At 39.0% G+C, this 18,575-nt stretch carries 17 protein-coding genes; 2 read left to right on the top strand and 15 right to left on the bottom strand.

The window, feature by feature from the left end:
• Nucleotides 1-7 precede the first annotated feature (7 nt).
• Entirely contained in the window at nucleotides 8-667 is a 660-nt protein-coding gene (locus L0B18_RS10285; protein ID WP_234571682.1) for an HAD family hydrolase, read from the bottom strand.
• A gap of 117 nt (nucleotides 668-784) precedes the next feature.
• Here L0B18_RS10285 and L0B18_RS10280 point away from each other — a divergent pair, with 117 nt between their 5' ends.
• Nucleotides 785-1,855 (top strand): hypothetical protein, encoded by a 1,071-nt coding sequence (locus L0B18_RS10280; RefSeq protein ID WP_234571681.1) that lies wholly within the window; start codon nucleotides 785-787, stop codon nucleotides 1,853-1,855.
• Between the two features lie 8 nt (nucleotides 1,856-1,863).
• Here the strand turns inward: L0B18_RS10280 and L0B18_RS10275 are convergent, their stop codons facing one another.
• The 9 genes from L0B18_RS10275 to L0B18_RS10235 all read right to left on the bottom strand — a co-directional run bounded on the left by L0B18_RS10275 (nucleotide 1,864) and on the right by L0B18_RS10235 (nucleotide 11,621).
• Entirely contained in the window at nucleotides 1,864-2,769 is a 906-nt protein-coding gene (locus tag L0B18_RS10275; protein ID WP_234571680.1) for an NAD-dependent epimerase/dehydratase family protein, read from the bottom strand.
• Nucleotides 2,762-3,685 carry a phosphoglycerate dehydrogenase gene (locus L0B18_RS10270; RefSeq protein ID WP_234571679.1) on the bottom strand — a complete coding sequence of 308 codons (924 nt, stop codon included), beginning with the start codon at nucleotides 3,683-3,685 and terminating at the stop codon, nucleotides 2,762-2,764. The genes L0B18_RS10275 and L0B18_RS10270 overlap by 8 nt, the downstream gene beginning before the upstream one ends.
• Before the next feature lie 49 nt (nucleotides 3,686-3,734).
• A complete protein-coding gene (locus L0B18_RS10265; RefSeq protein ID WP_234571678.1) occupies nucleotides 3,735-4,697 on the bottom strand; it encodes an NAD-dependent epimerase/dehydratase family protein in 963 nt (320 codons plus the stop codon).
• Complete coding sequence (locus L0B18_RS19860) at nucleotides 4,698-5,813, bottom strand: glycosyltransferase family 4 protein (RefSeq protein ID WP_234571677.1); 1,116 nt, start codon at nucleotides 5,811-5,813, stop codon at nucleotides 4,698-4,700.
• Between the two features lie 62 nt (nucleotides 5,814-5,875).
• Nucleotides 5,876-7,165, bottom strand: a complete 1,290-nt coding sequence (locus tag L0B18_RS10255) for an O-antigen ligase family protein (RefSeq protein ID WP_234571676.1) — start codon at nucleotides 7,163-7,165, stop codon at nucleotides 5,876-5,878.
• A 297-nt stretch (nucleotides 7,166-7,462) separates the two neighbouring features.
• Nucleotides 7,463-8,257: a glycosyltransferase family 25 protein gene (locus tag L0B18_RS10250; RefSeq protein WP_234571675.1), complete on the bottom strand. Its 795-nt coding sequence runs from the start codon at nucleotides 8,255-8,257 to the stop codon at nucleotides 7,463-7,465.
• Nucleotides 8,258-8,313: 56 nt separating this feature from the next.
• Complete coding sequence (locus L0B18_RS10245) at nucleotides 8,314-9,462, bottom strand: glycosyltransferase (RefSeq protein ID WP_234571674.1); 1,149 nt, start codon at nucleotides 9,460-9,462, stop codon at nucleotides 8,314-8,316.
• Between the two features lie 34 nt (nucleotides 9,463-9,496).
• Nucleotides 9,497-10,405: a sulfotransferase gene (locus tag L0B18_RS10240; protein ID WP_234571673.1), complete on the bottom strand. Its 909-nt coding sequence runs from the start codon at nucleotides 10,403-10,405 to the stop codon at nucleotides 9,497-9,499.
• A gap of 58 nt (nucleotides 10,406-10,463) precedes the next feature.
• The gene (locus tag L0B18_RS10235) at nucleotides 10,464-11,621 is read right to left on the bottom strand and encodes a glycosyltransferase family 4 protein (RefSeq protein WP_234571672.1); all 1,158 of its coding nucleotides are present in this window, start codon (nucleotides 11,619-11,621) and stop codon (nucleotides 10,464-10,466) included.
• Between the two features lie 122 nt (nucleotides 11,622-11,743).
• Between L0B18_RS10235 and L0B18_RS10230 the strand changes: the two genes are divergently transcribed.
• Nucleotides 11,744-12,799 (top strand): glycosyltransferase, encoded by a 1,056-nt coding sequence (locus L0B18_RS10230; RefSeq protein WP_234571671.1) that lies wholly within the window; start codon nucleotides 11,744-11,746, stop codon nucleotides 12,797-12,799.
• Between the two features lie 10 nt (nucleotides 12,800-12,809).
• Here L0B18_RS10230 and L0B18_RS10225 read toward each other — a convergent pair whose 3' ends face one another.
• The 5 genes from L0B18_RS10225 to L0B18_RS10205 all read right to left on the bottom strand — a co-directional run bounded on the left by L0B18_RS10225 (nucleotide 12,810) and on the right by L0B18_RS10205 (nucleotide 18,534).
• Complete coding sequence (locus L0B18_RS10225; RefSeq protein ID WP_234571670.1) at nucleotides 12,810-13,511, bottom strand: sulfotransferase family protein; 702 nt, start codon at nucleotides 13,509-13,511, stop codon at nucleotides 12,810-12,812.
• A 31-nt stretch (nucleotides 13,512-13,542) separates the two neighbouring features.
• The gene (locus tag L0B18_RS10220; protein ID WP_234571669.1) at nucleotides 13,543-14,640 is read right to left on the bottom strand and encodes a glycosyltransferase; all 1,098 of its coding nucleotides are present in this window, start codon (nucleotides 14,638-14,640) and stop codon (nucleotides 13,543-13,545) included.
• Nucleotides 14,641-14,660: 20 nt separating this feature from the next.
• On the bottom strand, nucleotides 14,661-15,626 hold the full coding sequence (locus L0B18_RS10215; protein ID WP_234571668.1) for a hypothetical protein: 966 nt from the start codon (nucleotides 15,624-15,626) through the stop codon (nucleotides 14,661-14,663).
• A 36-nt stretch (nucleotides 15,627-15,662) separates the two neighbouring features.
• On the bottom strand, nucleotides 15,663-17,396 hold the full coding sequence (asnB, locus tag L0B18_RS10210) for an asparagine synthase (glutamine-hydrolyzing) (protein ID WP_234571667.1): 1,734 nt from the start codon (nucleotides 17,394-17,396) through the stop codon (nucleotides 15,663-15,665).
• A gap of 64 nt (nucleotides 17,397-17,460) precedes the next feature.
• The gene (locus L0B18_RS10205) at nucleotides 17,461-18,534 is read right to left on the bottom strand and encodes a glycosyltransferase family 4 protein (RefSeq protein WP_234571666.1); all 1,074 of its coding nucleotides are present in this window, start codon (nucleotides 18,532-18,534) and stop codon (nucleotides 17,461-17,463) included.
• Nucleotides 18,535-18,575 lie beyond the last annotated feature (41 nt).

Raw genomic sequence — 18,575 nt, 5'->3', positions numbered from 1 at the left:
AAAATAATTATTCATCAAGCACAAGCTGATCCATTTTTTCATGGATCTCCATTAAATTGTTGACGGGTTCTATACCCCTGTTTTGCCAATACTCTTTCATTTCATCAGAATATACAGCAATAAATGGAACATCCCGAGAAGTAGCTGCTTTGTAGTCTGTGATGGCATCACCGATAAAAAGCATTTCCGAATTTTTGGCGGATTCCAGATCTGCAACCCGGTCAATCGCCTCTTCTTTGGAAATATCCGAGCCATAAACGGCTTTAAAATACGTCTCAAAATGGCGCCCTTTTACAATTTTATTGAGCTCGATATCGGGTGTTCCAGATGCTATATATGCCGGAATATTATTTTTAAGAGATTCAAGAAATTCAATTGCGCCAGGAAGGGCATCGGCCTTCATTATTTTTTTAAAAACTAACTCTGAGAAACCTTTGCCAAGTTTTTCTTTTATCTCTTCATTGTAAGGCTTGTTTAACAATTCAGAATAAATCCATTCAAATTTTTTATAGCGGGTAATTCCCTGATGCTCAATATGATATTCTTTAATTGCTTGTTGATACTCCGGAAACTCTTTAAAAAGTTCAAGAAATGCTTCCGTTTTGATGTTTGCCGAATCGAGCACTACACCGTCAAAATCGAATATTACCGCTTTTGTTCTATTCATTAAGAGTGAAATTTGATCAAATTGTTACACTTTTTTCTTTTTAAATCCTTAAAAATCCCAACTAAATAAAATATACTCCAGGATTACCCCCTGTGTGTTTAATAAGCTTTTAAATACATGGATAATAAAAGACTTTTCATACATATCGGCACTCAAAAAACGGGAACGACTACTATACAAAGTATACTGTCTAAATACAATAACAAGCTTTTAGGCGAAGGCATTTGCTATCTGGGAAGATTTCCTGAAATAGCCCGTAAAGTCAGAGGACTTACCCGGTTTGAACCGGAACTGGTGGATGAATTACGTGACGAAGCTTCCCGTAATATTTCTCTGCCAAAACATAAAAACATTCATACCTATGTAGTCAGTAATGAAAAATTTTCGGGAGATAAAATGATCTCCTACCGAAATGCCGGGCTCATAGCCTCTTTGTTGAAGGAAACTTTCGAGCCATTTTCATTTGATATCCAAATCATTGTCTACTTGAGAAGACAGGATTCATTTATTGAATCTACCTATGCGCAGAGAATCTACAGCGGTGCTATATACTCATTTGATGAATTCATGGAGCATTTCGACGAAAACGACTTCCACTGGAATGATTTTTTAAAACAGTATGCAGACGTTTTTGGAAAGGAAAATATCAAGGTAAAGCGATTTGACCGAAAATATTTACCGCGACCGACAAGCCTCATTCAAACATTCGGAGAAACCATTGGGAGTGAAATCCTTCAAAATGTGACTGAAGGTTTGGTGGAAAACAGTGGATTTTCCAGGAATGCACTTGAAATTTCACGCATTACAAATCAATACCTTTCAAAGGATGAGATGCGGAAATTGAGGGATATTTTAAAAGAAATTGAAATAAAAGGTGAGAAATGTGTCTTTTTGACGAACGCCGAACGGAAAGAGTTTTTAAAAATCTATGAAAAATCAAACCGGGAAGTGGCTCTTAACTATCTCAATGATCAAACCGGTGACCTTTTTTCAAGTCCAAATTTCTCATCAGAAAATCCACAACATTTGCAGAAAGAGCTTACAATGGAATCTCTTTCAATGATGCTTTCAGAAGTAATCTTAAAAATGAATGATACTTTAAACAAAGAAAGACTGAAAGTTAAAAATTTGGAGTCCCACAAGCCGTTTAAGAAAAGGATCAAAAATATGTTGAGGAATCTCAGATAGAATAGTACTTAATTTTTTTTCCCTTTGGCTGAATTTATCTTTCGGTATATGTCTTCAATTACCTGTAAGATTCCCTGCCCCATATCTACATAATGTGGGGTGGTTAATTTTTTTCCCGTTTTTGGTGTGAATGTATAGGGCGTAACCCTGTAATGGCCGTCCCACTCTTCACCTTCAATGTAGGTTTGATGAATATTTTTCCCCAAAATCTCCGAGAACATATAAAACAGATCTTCAATTCTTAGAACATCATTACCGGTAATAACCACATGCGTATTTTTAAATTCATCGTCCAGAATATCTACCGATAACTTCGCGGCATCTAAAACATGAATATATTCCCGCTTGTCTTCGGGCGCACCACGATGTTGCACTTCACTCTGTTCCATTGCCTGTTTTAAAAGTCGATATACGCCATTTGATTCATCCGTTCGCGGGCCATACAAACTTCCATAGCGAAGAATGGTATAATCCAGATCGTAGATGTTGTTAAATTCCTCAATATAGTTCTCACAGGCCTGTTTACTGCAACGGTAAAAACCACCTTCGCGGCTATAAACATAGACGCTACTTGCAAAAACCACTCGCTTTACTCCCTTTTTCACAGCCATGTCAAGAAGATTCACGGTGCCAAGTACGTTGATTTTTGCCGTCTCAACAGGACGGGTTTTGGCTGCATTCAGGTCTGCAAGTGCCGCCAAATGGTAGACCACATCTTTACCTTCCATCACCTGTTCAAGAAAGTCGTTATCAGTGATGTCTCCTACGGCCATTTCCTGGTCATCACGGATCCATTTGGACTCTTCAAGGTCGGTTATTGTAACGTTATGTCCTCTGTCGGACAATTCATCACTAATATGGCTTCCCAAAAAACCAGCGCCGCCGGTTACCAGTACATTCAACTTTTTACTCATTCTCAAGTGCATTGACAAGGTTCATAGCTGCTTCAAGTTCCATCTCTTCCCGTGTTTCTTTTGTGGATGTTCCAACATGCGGCGAAAGAATTACGTTATCCAATTCCTTTAAACGCCCATCATACGGTTCATTTTCAAAGACATCAAGATATGCTCCAGCCTCAGTATTGTCCTGCAAAAACATATATAGATCTTCTTCATTTATAAGTCCGCCACGGGAAGTGTTTACAATGGTAACATTTTTCTTCACCAGGCTCAGATTTTCTGCATTTATCATATGGTGATTCTCTTTTGTATATGGAACATGAAGAGAAATAATATCCGAATTTTCAAAAAGCTGATCGAGTGTTACCCGTTTTGCGTCATTCAAAACAGACGTTCTCTCATCCAAAAAGGGATCGAAAAAAAACAGGTTTGATGTAAAAGGATTCAGCAATTCACAAAATCTTCGACCCACTTTTCCAAAACCGACCATTCCTACATTTTTATCATACAGAGACCGCCCCATACTTTTTTTCCATTCGCCACTTCGAACGGTTTGATCGTTCTTTACAAAACTCCGAAGTGTTGCAAGTGTACCGGCTAAAGCCAATTCTGCGACGGCATCAACATGAACAGTGGGTGTATTGAATACTTTGATTCCAAGTTCTTTGGCTACATCCAAATCTACATTGTTCATTCCCGTTCCACATCTTGAAATAATTTTCAAATCCGGCAGTTGCTTCAATACGTTTTCAGTAAGCGGCTCTGTGCCGGCAATAACTGCATCCGCACCGGAAATCACTTCAATAGCTTCGTCCTCGGTAAGCTTGCGTCCATAGGGATTTGTTTTAAAGGGAATGCCTTTGCTGTTTAGGTAATCGACAGGTTTGGAGCCTGCTTTGCCAAAGGTAGATGTGGTTACTTGTACAAGCATGAATTAGATTGATCTTTGATTGATTTTATAAATTTTACTCTTATCTATTCTATGAACCTGAATGGATACTTAATGAATTCAATGTCCGGTGTAAACCTTCTTTTGAACTGACGGGTAACGGTTTACCTAATGCCTTTTTTAATTTTTTATTTGAAACGATAAAATCTCCGGTCAGTTTTTTTAACCGATGTTCATTAATCAGGAAAGGAACGTTATTCCCAAATTTAGCCAGTGTTTTCAAAAGTTTGGGGTTTACATTCCAGATTCTGCCCCTTTTTCCTGTTGCATCAGCAATGAGTTTTACCAAATCGTGTGTATACGTCGGCTCATCATCGGCAATATGATATAGACCCGGCTCAATTTCCCTTTCAATAATCTCCTTCAAAATAAAACAAAGATTTTCTATGGAGACGAATGAGCGCTTGTTGTTATAAGCTCCTACGGGATATGGAATACCATATTTAACCAGATTGAACAGTAGGTTCAGATTCCCCTTATTGCCTGGCCCATGTATCATACTGGGACGCAATATATAACAATTTTTATCTGGCGGACAATTTTCCCGGATGTACTGTTCTGCCATAAATTTAGATTTTCCATAGGGTGTAAATGGCTTTGGCTTGTATGATTCATCCAGTTCCATTTCAGGCTCTTCTGTAAGCACATGAATGGTACTCAGAAATATAAAATTCTTTGATTGAGTGTCCGATAAAAAACAATCGAACAGCTTCTTTGTCATTTCATAATTCGCTTTGAAATACTCATCCTCATTCTTTTCTTCTTTGATATCATGAACCTTACCTGAAAGATGGATATATGAATCAAAGCTCCTGGTACAATCAAATATTTCATTATTTGAATAAATATTCTGAAGCTGGTCATCCAGATGCTTTACTTTTTCTTTATCCCTCGAGCAGCCACTGATTTTAATATGCGTATCCTCTTTCAGATACTTCCTCAAATTTGTACCAATAAACCCGCTAATTCCGGTAATCAGAATTTCTTTTTCCACCTAATTTTCTTCTTTGGGGTTGGCATTCAGCACTTCCTGATAGACATCGAAAGTCCGTTTATACATCGTTTCAAATGTATAAAAATTCTCATATCTCTTTCTCGCAGCATTTCCCATTTCTTTCCTTCTTTCCGGATCCTGTACCAATTCTTTTATTGCCGTTCGTAATCCGTCAATATCCCCTTTCGTTACAACATAACCCGTTCGTTTGTGTTCCAAAGCTTCGGCAGCCCCTCCCACGTCCGACACTACAGTAGGCAATCCAGCTCTCATTGCTTCAAGTGTAGATCTTGGAAAACCTTCCCAATTGGATATTAAAGCAAAGATCTGTCCCTTCGCAAGAACCTCATCAACCGACTCTAAACGCCCCCATAAAGTTATCTGATCCAGGATGTTATATTCCCTGGCTTTCTCCTTCACGATTGAAATCAGCGGGCCATCTCCCACAAAATGCAGATGAATATTTTGAATAGAATGTACGGCTTCCAATAGTTCCAGATGATCTTTTTGGTGATCGAACCGGGCAATCATCACAATATGTACCGGGTTCTCTCTGCCGGTGTCTGCACGAAAGGATTCGTCATTGTCCGGCATGCCGTTATGTATGGTCATCACCTTTTCGGGTGGTATCGGGAGATGTTCAAGAGCGAGTTTCTTATCGTAATCGGATACGGTAATTAAACGATCCGTTTTTGGAGCCACAATTTTTTCGAGTGATTTATACAGGAAACGTCGCGTTGAATTTTTTCCCGTAGTAAACGACCATCCATGAGCTGTAAATAACACCGGAATCTTCAACTGATTTGCCGCTAATCTCCCCAAAAAACCCGCTTTAGAAGAATGGGTTGAGATAATATCCGGCCCGAACCTCTTTAGTTCACGCTTGATATGAAAAAAAACCTTCAGATCATTGATGGGAGAAATATTCCTTTTAAGACTCGGAATATTGGTGATGTTCAAACCAAAATCTTTAAAGTATTTAAGAAGAGGCCCGCTCCCGCCGATGAAAATTGTTACATCGTTTCCATTTTCACCTAAAGCTTTGGCCAAATCTCTGACATGAATATGAGATCCGCCTATTGTATCCGAACGTGTGACAAGAAATGCTATCCTCACTTTTCAGAAAATATCTTAGCATCCAATTTGTAATAAAAGTACATGAAAAAAAGAGAGAGTGGTTATAACAGTTTCTTTAAATACTCTTTTGGAGAGTACGACTTTCTTAAAATATCCATATAACCTACCGCATATCCTAAAGATATAAAAAGGTAAAAGTTACGGGTAAATTTCCCGCCACTAAGCATCACGTTTATAAAAGACATTGTAAGAAAAATAAGAATGGTAGCTTCGGTTAACCGATACTTTTTGATGGATATGCTCTTCACATAAATCTTCAGATAATTTGAATAGATATATGTCAGAATCCAAAAGAACAAGATAAATGAAAAAATACCATTGAACCGTATAAGACTTAAGAAAACGTTATGCGGGTTGATGTACCGGGTAATTTCATCACTATCGGTACTACTAAATGCAGCCAAATCCGGCCTGCCAAATAAGAATTCAACCAGAGTTAAATCGGTAACAGATCTTGCAAAAATACTGAAACGAATCCACGCCATGGAAGAGATATCTGCGAAGGTGAACCGCCGGAAGAAGTATGTCAAGTCAATATTCATTGCGATTATCGCAATGGGAATCAGCATGATAAGAAAGGCGATCAACACATATTTCTTAAACTGTTTACTTTTCATTCCAAAATATTGATAGAGAACAAGCCCTACTGCAAAAGCAATCAGTGCGGCTCTTGTGCCTGACATCAGCATTGCAAGAACGGTGAAAAACATACCGCCAATAGCAAGATATTTCTTATATCCCTGTAGATTGCCCGAATACAAAATCATGACGTAGCAAATTGCACTCACGGCGAAGGAGTTCCCAATATAGTTAAGGCCACCCAACCCCCTCAACCTTCGGATATTTACCCTGCCCACAATAGATGATAAAAACTGAAGTGATGATATGGTCCCGACAATAGCAATGGTATAGATAACGAATTTCGGAGTAATCAGCCCTTCCCTGAGCAGGTAGTACACACAAAAAAACATGACAAAAACGACCCCGATCTCAAAGGCAAATCTGAAAATGAGTCCAAGGCGGACATTATATATGAAAGCAGATACCAACGGACTCAACCCGGCCACAAAAAAGAAAATCAAACAGAAAGTAAAAAGTGGGGAAAGCTTCTGTTGAAAATTGACGAAAAAGAAATGATAGCAACAGAGTATAAACAGGCCAGCCGTAACAAGAATTGCCGTTTTTCCTCCCGTTAAACCTCCTACACCGGCAAAACGGCTGAACATACCGTAATAAATAAACAGGACGAAAAGTGGTTTGACAAGCATCAGAATCAACTTGTCATCAAGGGTAACCTTGTATTCTCCTAATGTAATACGAAGTTGTTTCAAGGTACGATTATTATAACTGCTAATGAAAACATGAGTATGGCTTGCACAACATCTCTAAAATTTGATGCTGATACATTCTTTTTTGGAAACAGTAAAATTATGAATTGATTCTCTCGATTCCAATATAGAAACCTGTCTATCTCCAATCTCTTGTTCTTTCAAATATCAATTGAGAGTGAAACCGTTTTGAATAGATTTCAGATTATTTTCATCAATATGTTTATTCCTCTGTCAAAAGAAGAAAACTGATAAGCTGAATTAACCCAGCTCAATCTCAACGATAATTGGTACCAGTAATTACCCGTTGTTCACTGTACTATAAATTTCCCTGTTCGGTAGAAATACATCTTCTTTAACATTATAGGCTTCTATCCATCCATACGTACTTAATTCTGCTACCACGTTATCCGCTTCCTGGACAACCGGCCGCTGAAATTTCAAGATTTTCTTTGCACCCTCAGGCGTGATTCCATAAGCATAAGTCCCGAGGTATGTACCGGCTTTTTCAAGATTCTCTGAGTATGGTTTTGCAAACCAACCATCCATGACATCTTCATCAATCATCCGCAAACGTTCAAAAGGCTTCACCAATTTAGACGTAATTGTTAGAACGTTTTTCTGAAGTTTCAGCAATGTTGTAGGGTTTTTATTTGCCCCATGATAGCCTAAATAGAGAAAATCCCATGTATCGGGCATTTCCTGAAGGGCTTTCTCAAGAGAGTCAGCAGCACCAAAATTTATGATTGGATCGTCTTCCAAAACCAGAGTCTTTGAATAATTGTTTTTAATAATCTCTTCGTAAACTCCAACATGAGATAATGCACACCCGATCTGATTTCGTGACATATTCTTGGCCGGTTTTCCCTTTCTTTTTTTCAAAAGCTTGGAGAGATTGGGATGATATAAACCTTGCCGGTGCATATCCTTATATTCGAGCTCTCTTCCATCAAAACCCCAAAAAATCTCGTAATTCAGTCCATCAAGCCTTTCCTTGATAAGTGCATGTCTGTCTGAACTTCGCTTCAGAGAAATCACGTACACTTTATCAAAGAAGTTATTCAGCAGTTCAAATAATTTTTCCTTTTTTTCCATACCGTACCACTTGAAATCTGATTGCAAGCTTACTCAAGATTTAATTAATCAGCCCTCTATAAAGACTGTAAAATCGAGTTTATCTTTTCACTTTTAATTTGATTGTTGAAAGTTTTGTTAATCGTTTCTCGTGCATTTTTGCGAATTAATTCCTTCTCTTCATCTGAAAGTCCTAAAGCATCATTTACGATTTTTGCAGCATCTTCAGATGACATCTCATACGGGAACAAGAATCCATTTTCTTGATGCTGAATCATTTCACGTGCGCCGTCTACATCCCTGGAAATGGCAATCTTTCCGTGTGCCATACTTTCCAATATCACGGTTGGCAGCGGATCTCTGTCGCTGGTTAAAATCAAATAATCAATGATTTCATAGAGCGACATCATCACCTCATAATCAACCAGACCAATAATTTTTACGGGTAACTCTTCTTCTTTTATTCGCTTTTGTAAAGTTTCTTTCAACTCTTCATTCTCTGTTTTACCTACAATAATCGCAAAAAAATCGTCTCTCAATTTCGATAAATTTTGAATGATTGATAGAAACAAATCCGGTCTCTTTCGGCCTTCTACTGCTCCCACAAATGCAATTATCTGCTTTCCTTCCGGCAAGCCAAGCGATGAAGCCACTGATGAGTAGTCCGTTTTTTTCTTTTTCTCCGGAATATCAATTCCGTTATAGACGGTCGTAACGGGAGTTCTGTTTCCAATCAATTCCTTGACTGATTGTTTTGTCGCGTTCGACGGCACAATTATGTGATCCAACCGATGGGCAAACCGGTCCAGAAATGATCCGATCATGCTGTTCTTTTCTATGATACTGTGCAGGTGGGCAACAACCTTTATCCTGTTATCTGCCAACATCTTATACATGGTAATCAATACGGTATCGATACTGTTGTTGCCATATAAAACATCGATCTGATGTTTCTTCACAATCTTATGTATGGCAAAAATATTGATAAGGATATAAGAAATAAATTGCAGGTAGTTGAAGGGATTCTTGCTGAAATAAACCCGCTTCATACTTTTTTTGGAATAGATATTCGTCTCTTTAAAAACTTCTGAATAGAAATTTTTAACCTCATTATTTGTCAAAAGAAACAGATTCTCGTTTTCATCCATCTCTTTCAAATAATTCTCAAGTACAATCTCCGCTCCACTTACGGTATTCGTTTGTACTATAAAAAGAATGTTTTGCATCGGTTCTTCTATGAAGTTTCTTTCTATTTGAGAATTACCAGTCTTCTTCTGAATAAAAGTGTGAAGCAATCTCCTTGGTCCCTTCACGCACCCGTTTAATTTCTTCAGGTGTCAGCCGTCTTTTCCAACTCCAGACATTGGATTCACTATTCCTTTTTAACTTGCTGGCTGACTCATTCTCAGTCGAGAATTCTTTGATTTTCTGCCTGATCTTCGGTGTATAATCCAGATTGACGTAATTATAAATTTCCTCAAACTTTTCAATGGGATCTTTTGAGAGATCTTCATGCCTGATAAAAAACCAGTCATCGTGAGTCGCTTGGTATTTTAAGATCACACTATGAATCATATTCCACAGGAGTACGGCCTCTTCAATATAATCCTGTTTTTCTTCAGCCTGTCTTTTCAGTTCAGGTTCAAATGGTTTCAGGTAATCGCGCATCAGCAAAGGTTGCTTCAGGTAATTCCCCATTCCGCTTCTCCACTCCACTTTCTTAATACTGCCTACAAATGCAGCCGGATGCCGGATCAGAATAATCATATCCATATTAAATGTTTCATGCAGCCACTCAGCCGAAAAAATACTGATCGGATCTTTCATTAGCGGTCGCTTTTCATTCAACCGGTACCAGCTAAATTTCGAAAAATCTCTGAAAGGCCTGGCATAATCTCTCCAGGTTTTAGCTTCCCGGATTTTTCTTGTAAAGGGATATTGATAATTCAAGTAATCACCGATGGCTTTTTTATAGGGTCCTTCATTCTCCTCACAAATGTATATAAACCATTTGTTAAATAGCTCACCTGTTATCCCTGAAGTTGGATTGAAGGGCTCATGAATATACCCAATTTCATCGGAGAGGTCGATCATTCTCCCCAGCCACGTTGACCCTGAACGATGTGATCCGCTAACCAAAATAGGTTTACGGGTTTGCCTGTTACTCATGAAATGTGAACTCCAAATACATCTTTAATTTTTTGCAAATAAACACCCAAAATAACCATTATTTCAAGCCTGAATTGATTTTTGATGAAATTTTATAAAATTCGTCTGCTATGGATTTCCAGCTCAATTGGTTTCCATATTCAAGTGCCTGTTGAGATAATTGAGAATATAAAACAGGATTTTCAATAACCTTCTCCAAGGACTCTTTCAGTGATTCAGAAGTAAAATCTTCAGATAATACTGCACCATAGTTACGTAACTGTTCTTTTAAACCGTCACTCGGACAAGCCACAATCGGCATTCCGGAATGAGCCGCTATTCCCGCAACGCCCGATTGACTCGCCTCGCGATACGGCAGCACACAAAGATCACATTCTTTGAACACCTCTGTGATTTCCTGTTCATCCACCCATCGGTTTTCCAGTCTAATATTTTTGATTTTTTGAATTTGATCCTGATAAGGTTTGATATCTCCGGAGCCCCAAATTTGAAGTTGAAGATCATTGCGATTTTTTTCCAACTCAAAAAAAGCATCTAACAGAATATCCAGGCCTTTGTAATAATCTATTCTGCCGAAGTACAAAATTTTAAACGTTTTTCCACCTTCCTTCAACGTTCGGAGTTTATCCGTTTTGTAGTATGAAAAAATTCCATGAGGAATTACTGAAGTCTTTTCAGGCATCACTTCATAGGTTTTTTCAATATAACTTCTGACATGTTCGGTCAGAGCAACCACATGGTCCGCTCCCGGAATCGACTTTTTGAGATTTCGATTTTTGAAAACCTTCATCGGTAAAGATTCTTTGGGATGTGGTTTGGGTTCATGAATTACCAAGACCGTTTTTGCGCCTGTATTATGAGCCGCTTTGTTGATGATTGGTCCCCAGAAAAAATCCATGCCAATAATAATCACATCGATCTTATGCTTTTTCAGATAATCCTCAAGCTCTTTTTGAATCGCATATTTCCTGATGAAGTATGTCTTTAGAAATCCTACAATGCCTTCATACGTCTCTACATAAAAAGCAGGCGCTAATAATGCTTCAAACTGATCCCGTATTTCACATTGTCTGGAAATGGAGAGATGAAGATTCGTATCGTCTCTTAACGAAAGCTCTTTTGCAATCTCGAGTGAATATTTTGCACCGCCACCTTTTTTTCCCCAATAAAGAAAGAGAATATTCATATCACTGTGGCTGGTATTTTGTTCAATCAAACTGTAAAATTATTTATGTATGTCCAACTCAAGCTCTATCTTTCCAATATCTTAAAACTTAACTTGGCATCCGGTTAATGAATCGGTTAAAATAACAATTTCAGGAGTATAGAACTTCCGGGATGAAAATATTATATGTTAAAAAGCAGGAACGCGGGGCTTTCTGGAAGCGATCATTGAGAGAACTGAGGGATTCATTCAACTGGCATAATCGTGTGGGTTTTTTTAGCGCATCCCTCCGAACTCAGGCAGATGTAAAAAGGATCACTCTTAAGCGCATCAGAAAATTTACAAAGCAGGAAATTAATAAATTTGATGCAGTTATTTTTAACTACGAATGCAACTTTCGAAGTGAGGGGCGTCCGTTAGAATCCTCTGAAAGAGCTATTCGTGAACTAAGATCAAAATTAGGAGATGTTCCTGTCATTCTTCTTCTAACCAGCCCTGATGCGGAAATGGTCCCTGGAAATGAAATGATGGACATGTTGAATCTGGTATTCAGACGCGAACATTTTAAAGATCTGGACATGTACAAAAAATTAAATGCTGAGAGCAAAGCCAAGCTCCGCACCACTGCTTTAAGCTGCCCCCTGATTCCTGCGAATATTTTGAACTACAACAGAATTGACCCCAAAAAGTATGGGTTCAAAAATGTACCCGAAAGTTACACCCATGATGTCTTTTTTTTGGGCCAGGAGACCTCCAGAAGTTTTATGAGAACAAATATGCTGGAAGCTATTTCCAAAACCGGGATTCATTTTTATGGAGGACTGCATACGGATGTTCGAAATCCCGAGCGGGAAGTTCCTGAACATCTTCAGTTTCCACGTCTCTCAAAACGAAAATTCTATGAAACGACGAGAGATAGTAAAATCAATCTTGCTTTAGACGGGTATGGCGAATTTACATACCGGCATTGGGAATGCTGGGCTCTTTGTTCGTTTATTCTTTCCTCTCCTTCTGTAAATAAAGTGAAATTGCCATTTGAAATTGTGGATGGCAAACATCTTGTGACCTTTGATGACAAAGACGATTTAATCGACAAAATAAAGTACTACCTGGAGCATGATAAGGAACGAGAGGAGATTGCCAGAAACGGCAGACAATTGTTTGAAGAAGAGTATAACTTTCACAAACATGGAAAATATATTGTAGATGAGATCAGTAAAATTCTCTAGAGTTTTTAGGCTACTTATAATAGAGATCTTTTACTTTCTCTTTTAGCTTTGTATTAAACCTATTTCGAGAACTGATTGTATTCACGTGTGGAAATTTGACCATAGGTTTTCGTATCCCTAAAAGAGCACAAATTTTCTCCCATTTATCCTTTTCCTTAAGTTCTATTTCAAGAAAATTCGGCTTATCGCTGAAAAACTCTCTGACTTCCCTGTTATGTCTTTGATAAGTTGAAAGATAGATTTCTTTATTCATCTTTGGATCAGAATGACCATAAATCCATTTATGATAACTGCTGTTTTCTCTTTCGCTAAAATGAGAAAGAACGCTTTTTATCCAATTCTCATCCGGTCGAATCGTTAAAATAAAATAGGCGTCGGGATACATTTCGTACAGTTCCTTATAAAACATAAACCACGGTGTATCCTGAAAACAATCGTACCGTGAAGTCAACTCTTCCGCTTTGGATAAAATATACTCACGAGTCGGCATATCCACTTTCTCGTAATCCCTGCCCTTTTTGATATTTCCACAAACCCTGTATCCTAGAATCTGGAAAGCTTTTCCCATGGATGAAGTTCCTGTTTTATGGAATCCAATGATGAAAACTTTTTTCCTCTTTCTTTTGATCAGGCGTTTTGGAATGCCAAGAAAAAAAGCACCAGACGCTTTCATACTGTCAATTTCTAAGCGAGAAAGTTCGGGAAATAACATTTCTATCTCTGCATCTTATTTTTTGGGTAGCCTAAGGAATCCGAATCAACTCATTCCAAACCGGCATGACGTTTTCTGAGGAAAACTGAGTGACCGTTTCCCTGGCTTTTCTTCCGATAGCCAACCTTTCGGCGGGATTTTCCATTAATATCTTCATTTTTTCGGAAAGATCTTTAACATCGTCAGAAGTAAATATCAAACCATTTTCACCGTGGTTGATAAATTCCAGTGCGCCGGGACAAGCATCGGAAACAATCGGCGGCAACCCGAACGACATCGCCTCCAAAAGCGCGTTTGGCGTTCCTTCATACCTGGATGATAAAACAAATATTCCTGCTTTTTTGTAGTAATCCGAAATCTCCTTCACTTTTCCCCGAAGAAGAATTCGGTCCTCAACATGAAGTTCTGAAATCGTTTCCTTTAAGTTTTCTTCCTCCTCACCCTCACCTAAAATCTCAAACGACCAGCCGTCCAGAAGTTTTTCATCAAGTACAGAAACAGCGTTAATGAGTAACTCCTGATTCTTTTGCGGAACCAATCTCCCTACATTCAAAGCAATTTTGGAGCGATCGGGTTGTGAAATCTGGTCGGGAATTTTAACAGGATTGCGTACCAATTTCAGTTTAGAGTCGGGCACATAACTTTTCATTCCGTCAAGTGCTATTTGGGAATTTGCAGTTACCACATCGGCAAACTTGTACGTAAGCTTGCGAAGCAATGGCCACGGAAAGGGGTGATCTTCGCGGGTCGTATCATTTCTTTCAGAAATAATCACATGCCGCCCCAAACCTATGCAGGCCAATATGGTATGAATATTTGTCTTGGTAAGAAATGATATAACAATCGGGGATTTCTCCTTTTTAATGGCCTGTCTCAACCGCCAAACAAACGGTATATTTTTGATAAGAGCAATGAGTTTGTTCGCTGATGGCCCCTCTCCTCCCAAAGTATGCCGTTTCAGGTTTTCCGGTATAGGATAAAAGTCTTCTTCTGGCCCCCGGCGAATTACCAATGTTATATCCCAGCCGGTTTCGTGCCAATAATTGATGAGATGCGAAGCAACACGTTCAGCTCCTCCGCCGCTTAATCCCCCCAGCACAAAAATGATTGATTTCTCAGAACCTGCCATGACTAATGAAATTAGCTCCTTTACTCAGTAATTCGGCGTGTCATTGTCTTCCCAACTTTTTTAAATGCCGTACCAACGATCAATAATGTTGTGTTCATGACCCCACGGTTTCTCAAGCTGGATTTAAACCTGCGTAAACGGCTTTGTCGCCTGCTATCCAATCCCTGGCTGTCGGGATAATGCGAGTAGTATTTTTCGTCAATTTCCCAAACATCAATTCTTTCTTCAATCATATCCAGTGAAAACTCATCTGTATTCAATGGAGCTTTTTCCTCAAAACCCGCTTCTTCAAATTTCTGCTTGTACAGATTTTGCTCGCTGTTTATATAAATCTCTTCGGTGTTTTTAATACTGTCGGAAAATGCCCGCAAAGCGATTAAAAAATCCTGGTCTTTATGTACATTTTTCTTCCAGTGAGTCACCAAAAGCTCGGCACGATCGAGATGCTTTACTGCCTGTACAAATGCTTTCCTGTAGACATCCATGTTGTACTGTTCATCATCATGAATGCCGATCACATTTGTCATCAATTCCCATGGATACCCGTCTTCATTCATTCGGGCAATTGTGTATGTTTCCGGCCGTATATCCGTCCCCTCTTCAGGAATTCGCTTGATTACTTCCGGTAAAAGTGATGTTCGGTAAAGATGGTTCCCGGCCTGCCTTGGACCCGAGAAAAATTTATCCAGCACGAAAGCCTGCACTTCACAAACATTTTCTCTTTGCTGATCCGCAAACCGAACCAATGTTTTGATGGAATCCCGTTTCAGGAGAACATCCGCATCAATACAGAGTGTCCATTTTTTCCCCTGTTTAATTCCGGTCTCAAACGAAACTTTCATCGATTTGGAGAAAGGCACCTCCCGGACAATATGAATATCTTCTTCATTAATCCCCTGCTCCAGAATCAGTTTCTTGCAAACTTCTTCGGTTCGTTCGCGAACTGAACGGATAATGACGGTAACGTTATCTAAAACTCCACTCATTTATATAATGCTGATATTTTTAATCATGTATTCCAGTTAGCGAATATTGAAAATCTCATCAAGAACAAACGTTCGTATATTCTGCGGCTGTTCCATGAGATTTTCTTTCCAGGTGTGAAGAGGAATGCTGAACCCTTTCTTTTCGCGGTTTAAAATTTCGTCAGGAATTTCGTTTTTAAACGCTTCTTTCATAGCACCTTTCAATTCACCTCCATGATAGCGTACTTCCGGCGACAAACTAAAAAGATACTCCACAATCTCTTTAGACAGCAAAGGAACGCGACACTCCAGCGATACTGCCATGCTAACCCTGTCAACTTTTGTAAGAATATCATCCGGAAGAAAAGTGTGAAAATCCAGATACTGTAAGCGCGTATATACGTCAAGATCTTCACGATAATACTTTCGATATGACCAATAATCGTCATAATCTTCCGGGATACCCCATTCCTTTCGATACTCCTCTTTATCCTGGCGAAGCAATCCGTTCATCACCTTGGTGTACAGCTCGAAATCATTGTACAAAAACGGATTTTCAATATTTCTCGCAATTTTCTCCAAAATGTTTTTCTGCTTTAAAAACGGCCTTGTAAATACTCTCAGAAAGGATAATGATGGAAATCTAAACCGAGATTTATTTACAAAACGGTCATACCAGGCGTATCCTCCAAATACTTCATCTCCTCCGTCGCCGGTTAAAACTACGGTTACATTTTCCCTCGCATATTCTGAAACAAGATAGGTTGGGAAGCAGGAAAAATCCGCAAATGGTTCGTCATACCAGGGTTCCAATCGATCAAACAAATCTTTGGTGAGATTTTCATCCAGAATTTTTTTGTGGTGATCGGTACCCAGCTTTTTTGCAATCAAATCGGCATAGTGGGTTTCATCATGATCTTTATCAGTAAAACCAATTGAAAAAGTACTGACATCCGGCACCAGTTTAGAAGCCATCGTTACCACTGTACTGGAATCAATACCGCCGCTCAAAAAGAAACCGACAGGAACATCACTCATCATCTGTTCGTCAACAGATTTTTTTACGAGTTCATAAATCTTTTCGCTGGCCTGTTCAATATTGTCATCACATGGATTTACTTCAAGACTCCAGTATCTCACATCTTTTTTGGATCTGTTTTTAAGATCAATTTCCAGGTAATGTCCCGGTTCCAGTTTGTAGACGTTTTTAAACATCGTTTTTGGCGCCGGAATGTACCGATAGGTAAGGAAATCATACAGGGCTGTATAATCGACTTCGAGCGAATCACCATAAAATTTCTGAATAGCTTTTAGCTCGGAAGAGTATGATATTTGTCCATTGATATCAGAAAAGTGCATGGGTTTAATGCCAACCCGATCTCTCACCAGAAACAGCTTTTTCTTCACCTTATCGTAAATACTGAACGCGTACATGCCGTCCATCTTCTCCAGCAACAGATCAATTCCCCACTCCATATAACCGTATAAGACTACCTCGGAATCAGATGTACTGGCAAACTCGTACTTATGACTGAGCTGGTTTTTCAGATCCATGAAGTTGTAAACCTCGCCGTTTACAGTAATCAAGACATTCTTGTCTGTACTAACCATTGGCTGCATTCCCTGTTCACTCAGATCCATGATACTGAGCCGCCTGTGCCCGAGATATACATAATCATCATGATACTCATTCCATTGATCAGGTCCGCGATGAGCAAGGGTATGAAGAGATTCCCGTGCTTTCCCAAGGTCTGAATCATTAAGATGAGTAATTCCAAAAATTCCGCACATGGATTATCAATTTGAATACTTTAAAAAGAAGTGCTTAAACTAAGAATAATACAGTAAAGATAATTCAACCGGATACATTAACTTTTTTGATGAGTTTAGCGAAAATCTCCTCCAGTTTATCAACCGTTTTTTCAATCCGGAAAGTGTCGTGGGCAAACCTCGAAGCATTACCTCCAAGTTTAACTCGCAGTGCTTCATCATCCAAAAGCAATTTCACATACCTCTTAAAATCTTCCCAATTCTCTTTGGCATCAAATCCCATTTCCTTGGTTTTCAGGTAATCGCTAGGGTCAAAGCCAAAACTAACTGACGGAGTTCCCTGCATCCATGCCTGAATAAAAACATTTGGAAAACCTTCGGGATAACAGGTATGAATGTGAATTTCGGCTGATTTTAGGATTCCATTCACCTCTTCAGGTGTTTTTACACCAAGATAGTACACGTTGTCGGGCAGATTTCCAGGGGTTCTCATCCATTCGTAACTTGGTTCCTGAATATCTCCCACCATGATGAAATCAACATCTTCACTTCTGAAACAAGTAGCAAGCTCAACCAGTTTTTCGGGTCGCTTGATCTGTTTGATATTACTGACCCAAGCACAATATCGCTTGTTCCACTCAAACGGTTCAGAATCAATTGGCATTCCGTTTGGAACAAAATATTGATCAGCCACAGACAATCGATTGAGGTATTCCGCATTGTTGACTGTAACGGCATCTACAAGTCTCATTCCCAAATGATTCCAATGACTTTTGACCAAACTTTTGACCGTTTTCCTGATTCCGTTTTTCTTTTTATAAAACCAGGGATCTACATCATTCACACTTGAAGCTGCAAATAAGACAGGAATTTTTTCTTTTTTCAGTTTTCGTATTACCGGGAAAAAATGATGCTTGTTAAAACGCCAGAGTACGAGATCCGGGTTAGTAGATAATATTTCACGGCTTATATCTTCTGGCTGATTTTTGCAAGGCAAAACGGTATATGGCCAATCGTAAATTCTCTCTTTACTGCCTTCGGGCGCTACGTAGTGAACCGCGTAACCACGCTTGACAAGCTCCGTTGCAATAAAATCACACTGAAGTTCGCTGCCACCTAACATATCATCCCGATGCCTGTTTACAATTGTGATTTTCATACTGTTACGAGCTTTTATAAGATGATTACCTTACTGTTTTC

The sequence above is a fragment of the Rhodohalobacter sp. 614A genome (assembly GCF_021462415.1).
GTDB lineage: Bacteria > Bacteroidota > Rhodothermia > Balneolales > Balneolaceae > Rhodohalobacter.
This window is presented reverse-complemented; position numbering and strand designations above follow the sequence as displayed.